12 protein-coding genes are annotated in these 17,452 nt (G+C 62.0%); 8 read left to right on the forward strand and 4 right to left on the reverse strand.

Annotated elements, in window-relative coordinates:
- Positions 1-10: 10 nt before the first annotated feature.
- The 8 genes from AMC88_RS18555 (at position 11) to AMC88_RS18590 (ending at position 13,114) form a co-directional block, all read left to right on the forward strand.
- Positions 11-1,243 (forward strand): vWA domain-containing protein, encoded by a 1,233-nt coding sequence (locus AMC88_RS18555; protein ID WP_012485224.1) that lies wholly within the window; start codon positions 11-13, stop codon positions 1,241-1,243.
- Between the two features lie 266 nt (positions 1,244-1,509).
- Positions 1,510-3,972 carry a glycogen/starch/alpha-glucan phosphorylase gene (locus tag AMC88_RS18560; RefSeq protein ID WP_012485226.1) on the forward strand — a complete coding sequence of 821 codons (2,463 nt, stop codon included), beginning with the start codon at positions 1,510-1,512 and terminating at the stop codon, positions 3,970-3,972.
- Positions 3,969-6,176 carry a 1,4-alpha-glucan branching protein GlgB gene (gene glgB / locus AMC88_RS18565; RefSeq protein ID WP_012485227.1) on the forward strand — a complete coding sequence of 736 codons (2,208 nt, stop codon included), beginning with the start codon at positions 3,969-3,971 and terminating at the stop codon, positions 6,174-6,176. Before AMC88_RS18560 ends, glgB begins: the two co-directional genes overlap by 4 nt.
- An 18-nt stretch (positions 6,177-6,194) precedes the next feature.
- Entirely contained in the window at positions 6,195-7,457 is a 1,263-nt protein-coding gene (gene glgC, locus AMC88_RS18570; protein WP_004668370.1) for a glucose-1-phosphate adenylyltransferase, read from the forward strand.
- A 3-nt stretch (positions 7,458-7,460) separates the two neighbouring features.
- Positions 7,461-8,903 carry a glycogen synthase GlgA gene (glgA, locus tag AMC88_RS18575; RefSeq protein ID WP_012485228.1) on the forward strand — a complete coding sequence of 481 codons (1,443 nt, stop codon included), beginning with the start codon at positions 7,461-7,463 and terminating at the stop codon, positions 8,901-8,903.
- Positions 8,904-8,909: 6 nt separating this feature from the next.
- The gene (locus AMC88_RS18580; protein ID WP_004668364.1) at positions 8,910-10,541 is read left to right on the forward strand and encodes an alpha-D-glucose phosphate-specific phosphoglucomutase; all 1,632 of its coding nucleotides are present in this window, start codon (positions 8,910-8,912) and stop codon (positions 10,539-10,541) included.
- Positions 10,542-10,553: 12 nt separating this feature from the next.
- On the forward strand, positions 10,554-12,533 hold the full coding sequence (glgX, locus tag AMC88_RS18585; RefSeq protein WP_012485229.1) for a glycogen debranching protein GlgX: 1,980 nt from the start codon (positions 10,554-10,556) through the stop codon (positions 12,531-12,533).
- Between the two features lie 92 nt (positions 12,534-12,625).
- Positions 12,626-13,114, forward strand: coding sequence for a MaoC family dehydratase (locus tag AMC88_RS18590; protein ID WP_004668361.1), 489 nt, complete (start codon positions 12,626-12,628; stop codon positions 13,112-13,114).
- Positions 13,115-13,126: 12 nt separating this feature from the next.
- Here the strand turns inward: AMC88_RS18590 and AMC88_RS18595 are convergent, their stop codons facing one another.
- From AMC88_RS18595 to AMC88_RS18610, 4 genes are read right to left on the reverse strand one after another with little or no spacing between them, the layout of a single operon-like run.
- Positions 13,127-13,528 (reverse strand): VOC family protein, encoded by a 402-nt coding sequence (locus tag AMC88_RS18595; protein ID WP_012485230.1) that lies wholly within the window; start codon positions 13,526-13,528, stop codon positions 13,127-13,129.
- 48 nt (positions 13,529-13,576) lie between these two features.
- Entirely contained in the window at positions 13,577-14,125 is a 549-nt protein-coding gene (locus AMC88_RS18600) for a sarcosine oxidase subunit gamma (RefSeq protein ID WP_010017079.1), read from the reverse strand.
- A complete protein-coding gene (locus AMC88_RS18605) occupies positions 14,118-17,111 on the reverse strand; it encodes a sarcosine oxidase subunit alpha (RefSeq protein ID WP_064825638.1) in 2,994 nt (997 codons plus the stop codon). The genes AMC88_RS18600 and AMC88_RS18605 overlap by 8 nt, the downstream gene beginning before the upstream one ends.
- On the reverse strand, positions 17,108-17,449 hold the full coding sequence (locus AMC88_RS18610; RefSeq protein WP_012485232.1) for a sarcosine oxidase subunit delta: 342 nt from the start codon (positions 17,447-17,449) through the stop codon (positions 17,108-17,110). Before AMC88_RS18610 ends, AMC88_RS18605 begins: the two co-directional genes overlap by 4 nt.
- Between the last annotated feature and the right edge of the window lie 3 nt (positions 17,450-17,452).

The raw sequence follows: 17,452 nt of genomic DNA on the forward strand, positions 1-17,452 counted from the left end.
GGTGAACATGATGAGCACCTCCTTTTTGCATCCCTGCCTGCGTCGCATGTTCAGCGATCGAGGCGGTAACTTCGGTATCATGACGGCGATTTTGGCGCCGGTCCTTCTCGGCGCTGCCGGCATGGCGATCCAGGTCGGCGATATGCTGATCTCCAAACAGCAACTGCAGGAAGCCGCCGATTCGGCGGCGCTTGCGACCGCCACCGCGCTCGCGAATGGCACGATCCAAACCTCTCAGGCCGAGGCCTTCGCGCGGAATTTCGTCGCGGGACAAATGGCGAATTACCTGCAAAGCGGCGTCGACATCAAAAGCGCGACGGGCGTCACCGTGCAAACGAACACGTCGGGAAATTCGACATCCTACCAGGTAACAGTCTCGCCGAGCTACGACCTGACGGTCAATCCGCTGATGCAAGCGGTCGGCTTCACCACGCAGCACCTTTCGACATCCGGCACGACGATCGGCGGCCATTCGCAGACTCAGGGTTCGATCTCGATGTATCTGGCGCTCGATAAGTCGGGATCGATGGGAGAAGACACGGCGACCGTCAACGAGGAGGACCCCACGGAATCGTACACCTACGACTGCAATGGGCACTACAATAAGAAGGGCAAGTGGATTTACGATACTTGCACCGGCAGCCGCGCGAATTATTACACGAAAATAGAAGCGCTAAAGATGGCCGCCGGCAATCTCTTCGGCCAGCTGAGCAGCGCCGATCCCAACGCTCAATACGTCCGCACCGGCGCAGTATCTTACGATATCGTTCAATATACACCCAGCGCTCTTGCCTGGGGGACTTCTGGTGTTTCAACCTATGTCAATGCGCTTCAGGCAGGAGGCGGCACGAATTCCAGCGGCGCGATGAGCACCGCCTATTCGTCCCTGACGGCAAAGAATGCTGCAGGGAACGATGCCGAAGACGCCGCCCACAAGCTGAAGACCGGGCAGACACCCAAAAAATACATCGTCTTCATGACGGACGGCGACAACAACGACGATAGCAGCGGCGGCCGTTCATATGACACGCTGACCAAGGCAACATGCGACACCGCCAAGTCCAAGGGTATCGAGATCTATACGATCGCCTTCATGGCGCCCGAGGGCGGACAGGCGTTGCTGCATTATTGCGCTTCCGACGACTCCCATTATTTCCAGGCGGAAAAAATGGAAGACCTACTCGCCGCCTTCAAGGCAATCGGAGCGAAGGCATCGTCGCAGCTGACGCGCCTGACGAACTGATAGAACGCTCGACAGACAAAAAACAAAAAGCCGCGTCGGACCAGACCGCCGCGGCTTTGTTTTGTGCCGGCATCAGTTCGGGAAAATCTATTGAAATCAATCGCCTTGAACGGCGTGCATATGAAGGTTTCGCAAATTTTTCGTTTGTCCAAATCCTTTGTTGCAAGTGCTTCCTAACGATGCATAAACTGTGGTCAGCGCAGCGACAAATCGATTAAATCAGGTATAACACCCTGAAACCAAATTAAAATTGGCGAGATCTGACCATGAATACCGTTTCCAAGCCGGTTATCCCTTCTCCCGCTCCCCGTAGTTCAAGGCCGGAAATTCTCGCTGAAGAAATCATCGAACGTCTGACCTACCGCATCGGCAAGGACGCCAAGGTGGCAAAGCCGCATGACTGGCTGACGGCGACAATTCTGGTGGTGCGCGACCGCATCATCGACAAGTGGATGGCCTCCACCCGCGAGGTCTATGCGACGGGTGCCAAGCGCGTCTATTATCTTTCCCTCGAATTCCTGATCGGCCGCCTGATGCGCGATGCCGTCTCGAACCTCGGCCTGATGGAAGAGGTGCGCGATGCGCTTGCCTCGCTCGGCGTCGATGTCAACGTCATCGCCGGGCTGGAGCCGGATGCCGCACTCGGCAATGGCGGTCTCGGGCGTCTCGCGGCCTGCTTCATGGAGAGCATGGCGACCGTCGACGTCCCAGCCTATGGCTACGGTATCCGCTACGTCCATGGCCTCTTTCGTCAGCAGCTGGCCGACGGCTGGCAGGTGGAACTGCCTGAAAACTGGCTTGCCCACGGCAATCCCTGGGAGTTCGAGCGCCGCGAGAGCTCCTATGAAATCGGCTTTGGCGGTTCCGTCGAATTCATCACCACCCATGACGACCAGCCGCGCTACGTCTGGAAACCGGCCGAGCGCGTGATCGCCGCCGCCTTCGACACGCCGGCCGTCGGCTGGCGCGGCAAACGCGTCAACACGCTGCGCCTCTGGTCGGCGCAGCCGATCGATCCGATCCTGCTCGATGCCTTCAACGCCGGCGACCACATCGGCGCGCTGCGCGAAAGCAACAAGGCCGAAAGTCTGACCCGGGTTCTCTATCCGGCCGACGCCACTCCCGCCGGTCAGGAATTGCGCCTGCGTCAGGAGTTCTTCTTCTCGTCCGCCTCGCTGCAGGACATCCTGCGCCGCCACCTGCAGCAATATGATGATTTCACCTCGCTGCCTGATAAGGTGGCAATCCAGTTGAACGACACCCATCCGGCCGTCTCGGTCGCCGAGCTCGTGCGTCTGCTCTGCGACGTGCATGGCATGGATTTCGAACAGGCCTGGGAGATCACCCGCCACACCTTCTCCTACACCAATCACACGCTTCTGCCCGAAGCGCTGGAAAGCTGGCCCGTACCGCTGTTCGAGCGCCTGCTGCCGCGTCACATGCAGATCGTCTATGCGATCAACGCCAAGATCCTGCTCGATGCCCGCAAGACCAAGAACTTTTCCGACAGCGAAATCCGCTCGATCTCGCTAATCGAGGAAAGCGGCGACCGCCGGGTGCGCATGGGCAACCTCGCCTTCATCGGCTCGCATTCGATCAATGGCGTCTCGGCGCTGCACACCGATCTGATGAAGGTCACGGTCTTTGCCGACCTGCACAAGCTCTATCCCGACCGCATCAACAACAAGACCAACGGCATCACGCCGCGCCGCTGGCTGCAGCAGTGCAATCCCGGCCTCACCGGCCTGATCCGCGAGGCAATCGGCGACGAATTCCTCGATGATGCCGAGGAGCTGCGCCCGCTCGAGGCCCACGCTTCCGATCCGGCCTTCCAGCAGAAATTCGCCGCAGTGAAGCGGGCCAACAAGGTGGCGCTTTCCAATCTCGTTGCCAGCCGCATGGGCGTGAAGCTCGATCCCTCGGCCATGTTCGACATCCAGATCAAGCGCATCCACGAATATAAGCGCCAGCTGTTGAACATTATCGAAGCCGTCGCCCTCTACGACCAGATCCGTTCGCATCCGGAGCTGGACTGGGTGCCGCGCGTCAAGCTCTTCGCCGGCAAGGCGGCGCCGAGCTACTACAACGCCAAGCTCATCATCAAGCTGATCAACGACGTCGCCCGCACCATCAACAACGACCCGTCGGTGCGCGGTCTGCTGAAGGTCGTCTTCGTGCCGAACTACAACGTCTCGCTCGCCGAGGTCATGGTTCCCGCCGCCGACCTTTCCGAGCAGATCTCGACTGCCGGCATGGAAGCATCCGGCACCGGCAACATGAAGTTCGGCCTCAACGGCGCACTGACGATCGGCACGCTCGACGGCGCCAATGTCGAAATGCGCGACAATGTCGGCGAGGACAACATCGTCATTTTCGGCCTCAGGGCCGACGAGGTCGCCAAGGTCCGCAGCGACGGCCACAATCCCCGCGCCATCATCGAGGGCTCGCGCGAACTTTCGCAGGCGCTCTCGGCCATCGGCTCCGGCGTCTTCTCCCCCGATGACCGCAACCGCTACGCGGCGCTGATCGATGGCATCTATTCGCACGACTGGTTCATGGTCGCCGCCGATTTCGACGCCTATGCCCAGGCTCAGCGCGACGTCGACCAGATCTGGACCAACCAGTCCGCCTGGTACACCAAGACGATCAACAACACGGCACGGATGGGCTGGTTCTCTTCCGACCGGACGATCAGGCAATATGCCGACGAAATCTGGAGAGCCGGATGAAAACGCCGAAAACAGTCCCTGAAGTAAAGCTTTCCTGGGAAATTTCGGCAGATGAAATCAAGGCGATCCTTGCCGGCTCGCATTCCAATCCCTTTGCCGTCCTAGGCGTGCATCAGGCCGGCGACACCTTCGTCGCCCGCTGCTTCATTCCGGGCGCCGAAGAAGTGACCGCCATGACACTCGACGGCAGCGTCATCGGCGAGCTGAAGCAATTGCATGCCGACGGCTTTTTCGCCGGTCCGGTGTCGCTGACAAGGCTGCAGCCGGTGCGCTACCGCGCCCGGCGCGGCGATGCCGAATGGGCCGTCACCGACCCCTACAGCTTCGGGCCGGTGCTCGGCCCTATGGACGATTATTTCGCCCGCGAAGGCTCGCATCTGCGTCTGTTCGACAAGATGGGCGCCCACCTCATTCGCCATGACGGCGCCCAGGGCATCCACTTCGCCGTCTGGGCCCCGAATGCGCAGCGCGTCTCGGTCGTCGGCGATTTCAACAATTGGGACGGTCGCCGTCACGTCATGCGGCTGCGTGCCGACAGCGGCATCTGGGAAATCTTTGCCCCTGACGTGCCGATCGGCGTTGCCTACAAATTCGAGATCCGCGGCCATGACGGCGTCCTGCTGCCGCTGAAGGCTGATCCCTTCGCCCGGCGCAGCGAGTTGCGGCCGAAGACCGCCTCGGTCGCCGCCGCCGAACTGGAGCAGGTCTGGGAGGACGAGGCCCATCTGAAGCATTGGCGCGAGACCGACAAGCGCCGCCAGCCGATCTCGATCTATGAGGTTCATGCCGCCTCCTGGCAGCGCCGGCAGGACGGCACGATGCTGACCTGGGACGAGCTTGCCTCGAGCCTCATTCCCTATTGCGTCGACATGGGTTTCACCCATATCGAATTCCTGCCGATTACCGAACATCCCTACGATCCTTCCTGGGGCTACCAGACGACCGGCCTCTACGCGCCGACCGCCCGCTTCGGCGAGCCGGAGGGTTTTGCCCGTTTCGTCAATGGCTGCCACAAGGTCGGCATCGGCGTCATCCTCGACTGGGTGCCGGCGCATTTTCCGACCGACGAACATGGCCTCGGCTGGTTCGACGGCACGGCGCTCTATGAGCACGAAGATCCGCGCAAGGGCTTCCATCCCGACTGGAACACGGCGATCTACAATTTCGGCCGCACCGAGGTCGTTTCCTATCTCGTCAACAACGCCCTCTATTGGGCGGAGAAGTTCCATCTCGACGGCCTGCGGGTCGATGCCGTCGCCTCGATGCTCTATCTCGATTATTCCCGCAAACACGGCGAATGGATCCCGAACGAGTACGGCGGCAACGAAAACCTCGAAGCTGTCCGCTTCCTGCAAGACCTCAATACCCGGATCTATGGCCAGCATTCCAATGTCATGACTATCGCCGAGGAATCGACCTCCTGGCCGAAAGTCTCGCAACCCGTGCATGAAGGCGGCCTCGGCTTCGGCTTCAAATGGAACATGGGCTTCATGCACGACACGCTGAGCTACATGAAACGCGATCCGGTGCACCGTAAGCACCATCACAACGAGCTTACCTTCGGCCTGCTCTATGCCTATTCGGAAAATTTCGTCCTGCCGCTGTCGCATGACGAGGTCGTCCACGGAAAAGGCTCGCTGATTGCCAAGATGCCGGGAGACGATTGGCAGAAATTCGCCAATCTGCGCGCCTATTACGCCTATATGTGGGGCTATCCCGGCAAGAAGCTGTTGTTCATGGGCCAGGAATTCGCCCAGTGGAGCGAGTGGAGCGAAGCGAAGTCGCTCGATTGGAACCTGCTTCAATACCGTATGCACGAGGGCATGCGCCGCCTGGTGCGTGATCTCAACTTCACCTACCGCAGCAAGCCGGCGCTGCACGAGCGTGATTGCGAGGGCGACGGCTTCGAATGGCTGGTCGCCGACGACGGCGAGAATTCCGTCTTCGCCTGGCTGCGCAAGGCGCCGGGCCAGAAGCCGGTCGCCGTCATCACCAACTTCACGCCTGTTTATCGCGAGAACTATTCGATCCGCCTGCCACTGGCGGGCCGCTGGCGGGAAATTCTGAATACCGATGCCGACATCTACGGCGGCAGCGGCAAGGGCAATGGCGGGCGCGTGCAGGCCGTCGATGCCGGCGGCAACATCACCTGCTCGATCACCCTGCCGCCCTTGGCGACAATTATGCTTGAACCTGAAAATTAAGACTGGTGGGAGGAGAAAATGGTAGAAAAGCGTATTCAGCCACTTGCCCGCGATGCAATGGCCTATGTTCTGGCGGGCGGCAGGGGGAGCCGTCTCAAGGAACTCACCGACCGGCGCGCCAAGCCGGCCGTCTATTTTGGCGGCAAGGCCCGCATCATCGATTTTGCTCTGTCGAACGCGCTGAATTCAGGCATTCGCCGTATTGGCGTCGCGACCCAATACAAGGCGCATTCGCTGATCCGCCACATGCAGCGCGGCTGGAACTTCTTCCGTCCCGAACGCAACGAGAGCTTCGATATCCTGCCCGCCAGCCAGCGCGTCTCCGAGACGCAATGGTATGAAGGCACGGCCGACGCCGTTTACCAGAACATCGATATCATCGAGGATTACGGCGTCGAATACATGGTCATTCTCGCGGGCGACCACGTCTACAAGATGGACTATGAATGGATGCTGCAGCAGCACGTCGATTCCGGCGCCGACGTCACCATCGGCTGCCTGGAAGTGCCGCGCATGGAGGCGACCGGCTTCGGCGTCATGCATGTCAACGACAAGGACGAGATTCTCGCCTTCGTCGAAAAACCGGCCGATCCGCCTGGCATCCCCGACAAGCCGGATTTCGCGCTTGCCTCGATGGGCATCTATGTCTTCCACACCAAGTTCCTGCTCGATGCGCTGCGCCGCGACGCCGCCGACCCGAATTCGAGCCGCGACTTCGGCAAGGACATCATCCCCTATATCGTTCAGAACGGTAAGGCGGTCGCCCACCGCTTCGCCAAGTCCTGCGTCCGATCGGATTTCGAGCACGAGCCCTATTGGCGCGACGTCGGCACGATCGACGCCTATTGGCAGGCCAATATCGACCTGACGGCGATCGTTCCGGAACTCGACATCTACGACAAGTCCTGGCCGATCTGGACCTATGCCGAGATCACCCCGCCGGCGAAGTTCGTTCATGACGACGAGGACCGCCGCGGCTCGGCCACGTCTTCCGTCGTCTCGGGCGACTGCATCATCTCCGGCGCCAGCCTCAACAAGAGCCTGCTCTTTACCGGTGTCAGGGCCAATTCCTTCTCCAAGCTTGAAGGGGCGGTCATCCTGCCGAATGTGAAGATTGGACGCCGCGCGCAGCTCAAGAATGTGGTGATCGACCACGGTGTCGTCATTCCGGAAGGTCTTGTTGTCGGCGAGGATCCCGAACTCGACGCCAAGCGCTTCCGGCGGACGGAAAGCGGCATCTGCCTGATCACGCAACCGATGATCGACAAGCTGGATATCTGACTTATGAAAGTTCTTTCGGTTTCGTCCGAAGTCTTCCCTCTGATCAAGACAGGGGGCCTGGCCGATGTGTCCGGCGCCCTGCCAATCGCTCTCAAAGCCTTCGGGGTCGAGACCAAGACCCTCCTGCCCGGCTATCCCGCCGTCATGAAGGTCATTCGCGACCCGGTCGTCAGGCTCGAATTCGCGGACCTGCTCGGAGAAAAAGCAACCGTGCTCGAGGTCGAGCACGAAGGCCTCGATCTCCTCGTCCTCCATGCGCCAGCCTATTACGACAGGCCGGGCGGCCCCTATCTCGATCCGCTCGGCAAGGACTACCCCGACAATTGGCGCCGTTTCGCCGCCCTGTCGCTTGCCGCCGCCGAAATCGCCGCCGGCCTGCTGCCCGGCTGGCAGCCGGATCTTGTGCACACACACGACTGGCAGGCGGCGCTGACCTCGGTCTACATGCGCTATTATCCGACGCCGGAACTGCCGAGCGTGCTGACGATCCACAACATCGCCTTCCAGGGCCAGTTCGGTTCCGAGATCTTTCCCGGCCTGCGGCTGCCCGGTCATGCCTTCGCCATCGACGGCGTCGAATATTACGGCACGACCGGCTTTCTGAAGGGCGGCCTGCAGACCGCGCATGCGATCACCACTGTCAGCCCCACCTATGCCGATGAGATCCTGACGCCGGAGTTCGGCATGGGGCTCGAAGGCGTCATTGCCACCCGCATCGACAATCTGCACGGCATCGTCAACGGCATCGACACCGATATCTGGAATCCGGCAACCGATCCCGTCGTCCACACCCATTACGGCCCGACGACGCTGAAGAACCGCGACGAGAACCGCCGCTCGATCGCCGAGTTCTTCCATCTCGACAATGACGATGCTCCGATTTTCTGCGTCATCAGCCGTCTCACCTGGCAGAAGGGCATGGATCTCGTCGCCAACGTCGCCGACGAAATCGTCGCCATGGGCGGCAAGCTCGTCGTGCTCGGTTCCGGCGAAGCCGCACTTGAAGGCGCGCTGCTTGCCTCCGCCAGCCGTCATCCCGGCCGCATCGGCGTCTCGATCGGCTATAACGAGCCGATGTCGCACCTGATGCAGGCCGGCTGTGACGCAATTATCATCCCCTCGCGCTTCGAGCCCTGCGGCCTGACCCAGCTTTACGGCCTGCGTTATGGCTGCGTGCCGATCGTCGCGCGCACCGGCGGCTTGAATGACACGGTGATCGATGCCAATCACGCCGCACTTGCAGCGAAAGTGGCAACCGGCATACAATTCTCACCTGTGACGGAAACGGGCCTGCTGCAGGCAATCCGCCGTGCAATGCATTTTTATGCGGACCGAAAACTCTGGACCCAATTACAAAAGCAGGGCATGAAATCGGATGTCTCCTGGGAGAAGAGCGCCGAACGCTACGCTGCCCTCTATTCAAGCCTCGTCTCGAAAGGCATGTGACCTAAAATGATCAAGTCCGTACCCACCACGCCCTATCTCGACCAGAAGCCCGGCACGTCCGGCCTGCGCAAGAAGGTTCCGGTCTTCCAGCAGCCGAATTATGCGGAGAACTTCATCCAGTCGATCTTCGATTCGCTCGAGGGCTACCAGGGCAAGTGCCTCGTCATCGGCGGCGACGGACGCTACTACAACCGCGAAGTCATCCAGAAGGCGGTCAAGATGGCCGCCGCCAACGGCTTCGGCAAGGTGATGGTCGGCAAGGGCGGCATCCTGTCGACGCCGGCCGCTTCCCACATCATCCGCAAGTACAAGGCTTTCGGCGGCATCATTCTGTCTGCCAGCCACAATCCCGGCGGCCCGACAGAAGATTTCGGCATCAAGTACAACATCAACAATGGCGGTCCGGCGCCGGAAAAGATCACCGACGCGATCTATGCCCGCTCCAAGACGATCGACAGCTACAAGATCACCGATTTCGCCGACGTCAATCTCGACCGCATCGGCAAGGAAGAGCTTCCCGGCGGCATGATCCTTTCGGTCATCGACCCGGTCGAGGACTATGCCGCGCTGATGGAAGAGCTGTTCGATTTCGGCGCCATCCGCAATCTGATCAGCCTCGGCTTCCGCATCGCTTTCGACGGCATGAGCGCCGTCACCGGTCCTTACGCGAAAGAAATCTTCGAAAACCGCCTCGGCGCTCCCTCCGGCTCGGTCCGCAACTTCATGCCGCTGCCGGATTTCGGCGGCCATCATCCCGACCCGAACCCGGTTCATTGCAAGGAACTGTTCGACGAGATGATGAGCGACGACGCGCCTGATTTCGGCGCCGCTTCCGATGGCGACGGCGACCGCAATCTGATCATCGGGCGCGGCATCTTCGTCACTCCCTCCGACAGCCTGGCGATCCTCGCCGCCAACGCCAATCTCGCTCCCGGCTACTCGGGCGGCCTCGCCGGCATCGCCCGCTCGATGCCGACCTCGGGTGCAGCCGACCGCGTCGCCGAAAAACGCGGCATCGGCATGTATGAGACGCCGACCGGCTGGAAGTTCTTCGGCAACCTGCTCGACGCCGGCATGGCGACGATCTGCGGTGAGGAAAGCTCCGGCACCGGATCCAGCCACGTCCGCGAAAAAGATGGCCTCTGGGCGGTGCTGCTCTGGCTGAATATTCTTGCCGTGCGTGGCGAGAGCGTCGCCGATATCGTCACCCAGCACTGGCAGACCTACGGCCGCAACTATTATTCGCGCCACGATTACGAAGGCCTCGACACCGACGCTGCGAACGGGCTGATGGACAATCTCCGCAGCCAGCTTTCCACCCTGCCCGGCAAGAGCTTCGGCAGCCTGAAGGTCGAGAAAGCCGACGATTTCGCCTATCACGATCCGATCGACAAATCGATAAGCGAGCACCAGGGCATCCGCGTCCTCTTCGAGGGCGGCTCCCGCGTCGTCTTCCGTCTCTCCGGCACCGGCACGTCTGGCGCAACCTTGCGTGTCTATATCGAGCGTTACGAGCCGGATTCGACTCGCCACAACATCGAAACGCAGGAAGCGCTCGCCGATCTCATTACGGCCGCCGACAGCGTTGCCAGCATTCGGGAACGCACGGGACGCGACGCGCCAACCGTGATCACCTGATCCGGGGGAAACATGCGCGGGAATAATGCGGCGCAGGCTGGCGCGATTGTCTTCGAGACCGGCGTCGAATTTGCCGTGTGGTCGCATGACGCCGCACAAATCGAGCTCTGCCTTTTCGAAGAGGACGGCAACCGGGAATTCGCGCGCCTGCCGATGGCGCGCGACGGCGACCACACCCACCGTCTGTTTGTCGACGGCCTGAAGGCAGGCACGCGCTACGGCTATCGCGCCGATGGCATCTACGCGCCTGACAACGGCCTCTGGTTCGATCCTTCCAAACTGCTGATCGATCCCTACGCCAAGGAGATCGACCGGCCGTTCCGCTACGACCCACGTCTCGGCGTCTATGGGGAAGACAGCCAGGATCTGATGCCGAAGGCGATCGTCACCTCGGAGACGCGCGCCGCCATCGCCAAGCCGCTTTTCAAACCGGGCGGCTTCATCTACGAAGTGGCGGTCCGACCCTTTACCATCCTCCATCCCGACATACCGGAACGCCAGCGCGGCACCATCGCAGCCCTTGCCCATCCCTCGATCATCGCCCACCTGAAGCGGATCGGCGTCGATGCCGTCGAACTGATGCCGATCACCGCCTGGATCGACGAACGCCACCTGCCGCCGCTCGGCCTCACCAACGGCTGGGGCTACAATCCCGTCGCCTTCATGGCGCTCGATCCGCGGCTTGCTCCCGGCGGCATGGCGGAGCTGCGCGAGACGGTCGCCGCCCTCCACGCCGAAGGCATCGCCGTCATCCTCGACCTCGTCTTCAATCATACCGGCGAGAGCGACCGGTACGGCACGACGCTGTCGCTGCGCGGCCTCGACAACCTGCATTATTTCCGCCATGTCCAGAATTGCCCAGGCGAGCTGGTCAACGATACTGGAACCGGCAACACGCTCGCCTGCGACCATCCCGAAGTTCGCCGTCTCGTCATCGACAGCCTGCGCCATTTCGTGCTCAACGCCGGCGTCGACGGTTTTCGCTTCGATCTTGCGCCCGTCCTCGGCCGCACTGCGACCGGCTTCGAGCGCGACGGCGGAACGCTTGCCGCCATTCTGGCCGATAATGTGCTCGCCGACCGGATCATGATCGCCGAACCCTGGGACATCGGTCCGGGCGGTTATCAGCTCGGCAACTTCCCGTCGTCCTTCCTCGAATGGAACGACCGGGTGCGCGACGATTTGCGCTGTTACTGGCGCGGTGACCAGTGGAAGACCGGCGCCCTGGCAACCGCGCTTGCCGGCTCGTCCGACATCTTCTCCCGCAACGACGGCCAAGGGACGCGCAGCGTCAATTTCCTGGCCGCCCATGACGGTTTCACGCTGATCGACCTGGTCTCCTATGCCGGAAAGCACAACGACGCCAATGGCGAGCACAACCGCGACGGCCACAATGAAAACCACTCGTGGAACAACGGCCTCGAAGGCGAAACGCTCTACCCCTCGATCCGCAAGCGCCGGATAAACGATGTGATGGCGCTGCTATCAACGCTCTTTGCCACCCGCGGCAGCATCATGCTGACGGCGGGCGACGAAGGCGGACGCAGCCAGCGCGGCAACAACAACGCTTACTGCCAGGACAACGCAATCACGTGGCTCGACTGGAAGGCATTGGATGAGGCTCTCATCGCCCATACCGCCTTCGTCTCCGGGCTGCGCCGCCGCTTCACCGTCTTTTCTGAAACGGATTTCCTGTCGGGGAATGGCGACGTCGAATGGATTTCGGTTTCGGGCGAACCGATGACGGTCGCCGAATGGGAGACGCCGTCGCTCCCAACCCTCGGCATGCTGCTGGCGACCGGCGACCGGGCCTCAAAGGGCAGGCGGACCCGGCTTGCCGTGCTCTTCAATCGTTCCGAAAGCCGCGAACTCTTTACGCTTCCGTCGGAAGGCGAAGCGTCGTGGCGTCAATTGACGCCGGCGGGTACGAAGAAGTCCGGCGCCCGAGTCACCGTCGAGCCACGCTCCGTCGCCTTTTTCATAGAAAAATGACCGGCGCCTCCCCTTGGCGCAAATCCTTGTCGCAATCGTCATAAATGCACGATAAGGCTTTGGCCCGGCGGGCTTATCTGACGAGGAAATGCATGGGCACGGAAATTTCACTCTCCGACGTGCGGGGATTGATCGGCATGGAAACGGGCCTTTCGGATTGGGTCACCGTCGACCAGACGATGATCGACGCTTTCGCGGGGGCAACGGATGACCACCAGTTCATTCATGTCGATCCGGAGCGCGCCGCCGCCGAGAGCCCCTTCGGCGGCACCATCGCCCATGGTTTCCTGACACTGTCTCTGCTCTCGGCGATGAATTACAACTGCCTGCCGAAGGTGCGCGAGCAGACCATGGGCATCAATTACGGCTTCGACCGCGTCCGCTTCATGACGCCGGTCAAAAGCGGCGCCCGCGTGCGCGGCCGCTTCCTGCTCTCCGACGCCCGCTTCCGCGGCGGCGGCATGCTGATGACCACCTACGACGTCACGATCGAAATCGAAAACGAGAAGAAGCCGGCCCTGACGGCCAGGTGGATCACCATCATCCAGTTCGACCCGAAGGATCGTCCCGAGGACGTCTAAGCCCGGATGCGGCTATGATTCTGCGGAATTGAGAACCGCTTCAAGAGCGTGACCGTCCGGATCGATGACGAAGGCGGCATAATAGTGCTCGCCGTAATGAGGCCGCAGACCGGGAGCGCCATTGTCACGACCGCCATGCGCGATTGCCGCGGCATGGAACGCATCGACCGCCTCACGGCTTAGCGCGGCAAAAGCCAGATGAAATCCTGGGCCGGCTGGGCGCTGACCCTCTGGCCGATGTTTGATCGCCAGCTTGTCGCCGCCGCCGGGAAGGCCATAGCCGACCGCCTGTCCCGTCTGACCAGGCCTGATGTCATCCCAGACCTTGACATAACCGAGGGCGCCGAGGGCGGCATCGTAAAATGCCGCCGACTGCTCTATATCGGAAACGCCGAGGGAGGCATGTTGCAGCATTTTTCCTCCCTCGAATGGGCGCCCTATGCAGGCAGGACTGGTCCGGGCTCAATGGCCGGCATCATGAGCCGCCTCGTTGAGCAGCCCGAAGACGAAGTCGGAAAACGACCGCCAGCATTCGACCCGGAACGTCTCTTCATCCGTGCGCAGAAGCACGATTTCCGCCTTGCCGAAGATCGTGCGAGACGCAGCCCCGACCGCAAAGGAAGAAAGCGACAGATCCTGCGGGCAACCGGCGGCAAGCGTCTTTTCCGCGCCCGGTCCCGAGACGATGATTGCGACATTGCGGTGGGAAACGTCGGTCGCCGAATGCACGGCGCCGACGCCTGACAACACCGCCATCAGATCGGCGCCATCCTCGTCGATGACAAGCCATTCGTCCGGCCCGATCCAGAGCACCGACCGCGCGCCGGCCCGGCTAGATGTTTTCGGAGCGTTCGGCAGGGTAAGACCGAGCGCTTTGGAAAGCGCGGCAAGCGATTCCGCCGGCGCGCGCAGCGCCACCCGGCTCGCTGCCGGCGCCACCGTCAGCCGTACCGTAGCGGAGCCGCCGAGACGGCCGGCAAGCACTGGCTTGCGAATTGCGACATCAGCCATGGATGCGGCCTCCTTCCTTGTCAAAGAACACCAGATCCGTCACCTCGACGGCGATCGTCCGGTCCGGCATCGGCACGTAGAGCGTCTCGCCTATCCGCGCCCGGCCACCGGCGACGAGCGCGAAGGCGATCGACCGGCCGCAGTTTTCCGACCAATAGGCCGAGGTGACGTGGCCGAGCATTGTCATCGGCTTCGGTTCGTTCGGGTTGGCGACGACCTGAGCGCCTTCCTCGAGCACCAGCTTCGGATCCTTAGTGAGAAGCCCGACGAGCTGCTTGCGTCCCTCCTTGACGAGGTCCGGCCGCTGCAGGCCGCGAATGCCGACAAAGTCCTTCTTCTTCTTCGAAACGGCCCAGGCAACGCCCGCGTCATCAGGAGTAACCGTCCCGTCAGTATCCTGGCCGACGATGATGTAGCCCTTTTCGGCGCGCAGAACGTGCATCGTCTCCGTGCCGTAGACGCAAGCGCCGAGTGGTTCGGCATTGGCCCAGACGGCTTCGAGCACGGACTGGCCATAATCGGCCGGCACGTTGATTTCGAAACCGATTTCGCCGGTGAAGGAGACGCGGAAGAGCCGCGCCGGCACGCCGCAAACCGTGCACTCGGCAACGCTCATATGCGGGAAGGTCTCGTTTGAGAGGTCGACGCCTTCGACCAGCGGCTCGACGATCGCGCGCGCCTTCGGTCCCTGCACGACAATGACGGCCCATTGCTCGGTGACCGAGGTCAGCCATACCTTCAGGTCCGGGAATTCCGTCTGCAGGTAATCTTCCATGTGGTGAAGAACGCGCGGCGCTCCGCCGGTCGTCGTCGTGACATGGAAACGGTCCTCGGCCAGTCGCCCGACGACGCCGTCGTCATAAACGAAGCCGTCTTCGCGGGTCATGATGCCGTAGCGGGCCTTGCCCGGCTTCAGCGTATCCCAGGCATTGGTGTAGATGAGGTTGAGGAACTTCGCCGCATCCGGCCCCACCACTTCGATCTTGCCAAGCGTCGAAGCGTCGAAAATACCAGCCGACTCTCGGGCCGTGCGGCATTCGCGCGCGACCGCCTGATGCATGTTCTCGCCGGCACGCGGATAGAACCAGGCGCGTTTCCAGTTGCCGACATCTTCGAAAACGGCGCCATGGGCTTCTTCCCAGCCATGCAGCGGCGTCTTGCGCGTCGGATCGAACAGCGGTCCGCGCGAATGGCCGATCAGCGTGCCGTAGGTGACCGGCGTGTAGGGCGCGCGGAAGGTGGTGAGACCGACCTGCGGGATTTCCTTGCCGAGCATTTCGGCTGCGATCGCCAGGCCGTGCATGTTCGAAAGCTTGCCCTGGTCCGAGGCCATTCCATTCGTCGTAAAGCGCTTGATGTGCTCGATCGAATGCATGCCCTCGCGCACGGCAAGGCGGATATCCTTGGCACAGACATCGTGCTGGAAGTCGATGAAGGCCTTGGCATTGGTTTTCGGCCCGGCGCCTTCGGCAGCACCGATCATGCCGCCTGTCCATTCGAAGGCCTGCTCGGCCGAAATTGCGATCTTCTCGCCGCGGCTTCCGCCGGTGGCCTGGGCCATCAGCTCGCCGGCGGCAAGCGATTCTTCGATCGTCTGCTGCAGGTCGTCGGTGCCGTTGCAGGCGCCGACCGACAGGCAGTCCTGCGCGTAGGAGCCGGGCAGGAAGCGCTGGCTTTCAGCGTCGAAGGCGACTTTGCCGCGCGACTGCGAGAACAGATGCACCGACGGCGTCCAGCCGGCCGAAACCAGCAGTGCATCGACCGCGATCTTACGCGGCGAACCGCCGCCGTTGCGCGCCACCGTCATCGACGAGATGCGCAGCCGCCCAGCCGTGTTGATGACCGACTGGCCGGCCAGGACATCGATACCGAGCGCCCGCGCCTCCGCCAGCACCGCCGCACCCGGCGCCTGCCTGACATCGACGATAGCGGCGATCGAGACACCTGCTCGTTTCAGATCGAAAGCCGCTTCATAGGCCGAATCGTGGGCCGTATAGATGCCGACATTCGTGCCGACAGCGACGCCGTAATGGTTGAGATAGGTCCGCGCCGCCGAGGCCAGCATGATGCCTGGCCGGTCGTTGTTCGGAAATACCATGTGCCGTTCGATCGCGCCGTTGGCGAGGACCACGCGCTTGGCCCGGACCTGCCAGAGCCGCTCGCGCGGCAGATCATGGGCCGGATTGGCCAAATGGTCGGTGACGCGCTCGGCGAGACCGACGAAATTGTGGTTGTAGTAGCCGAAGGCAGTCGTGCGCAGCAGCACTTCGACATTGTCCATCGCCTTCAGCTGCGCCACGGTCTTCTGCGCCCAGGTGAAGCCGTCCTGCCCGTCGATCTTGGCGCCGGCATCATAGCGCAGCGCACCGCCCGCTTCCGGCTGCTCGTCGCAGAGGATTACCCTGACGCCGGTCCGGGCCGCGGCCAACGCCGCTGACAGCCCGGCAACGCCGGCGCCGACCACCAGCACGTCGCAATGGGCGTAACGGCTGGCATAATGATCCGGATCGCCTTCCTTCGGCGCAACACCGAGGCCGGCGGCGCGACGGATAAGCGGTTCATAGACGTGCTTCCAGGCGGCGCGCGGCCACATGAAGGTCTTGTAGTAGAAGCCGGCGGCAAAGAACGGCGCCATCAGATTGTTGATGGCCCCGACATCGCGGGCAAGCGACGGCCAGCGATTCTGCGAGCTGACGATCATGCCGTCGAAGACTTCCTGCACGGTGGCACGCACGTTCGGCTGCTTGCGTGCGGCATCGCGAGCGACGTCGATCAGGGCGTTCGGCTCCTCGGCGCCGGCCGACAGAATGCCGCGCGGCCGATGATACTTGAACGAACGGCCGACGAGATGCACGTCGTGAGCGATCAGCGCCGAGGCGACGCTATCGCCTTCGAGCGCCGTGTAACTTTTGCCGTCGAAGCTGAAGCGCGCGGTTTTGGCCGGCGTCAGACGCCCCTTGCCGGCGATACGGTTGACGCCGCTCATTGCGCCTCTCCTTCCAGGGCTTCATATGTCTCGACAGGCGCATGTTTCTCGGCCGCAGCCCCAATCTCGGGCTTCGGCTCGCCTGCCTTGTAGGTCATGATGAACTTGTCGCTCACCGTGTCGCGCGCGGCGTTGAAGAAGCGCCCGCAGCCGTGGATATGCCGCCAGCGTTCGAAGATCAGCCCCTTCGGATTGTCGCGCAGAAAGAAATAGGCCTCGAATTCCTCATCCGATATCGAGGCCATGTTGGTGGGCCGCGCGATATGCGCGTCACCCGCGCCACGGAATTCGAGCTCGGAGCGCTCTTCCTGGCAGTAAGGGCAATGGATCAGCAGCATGTA

The sequence above is a fragment of the Rhizobium phaseoli genome, assembly GCF_001664385.1.
GTDB classification, from domain to species: Bacteria; Pseudomonadota; Alphaproteobacteria; order Rhizobiales; family Rhizobiaceae; genus Rhizobium; species Rhizobium phaseoli.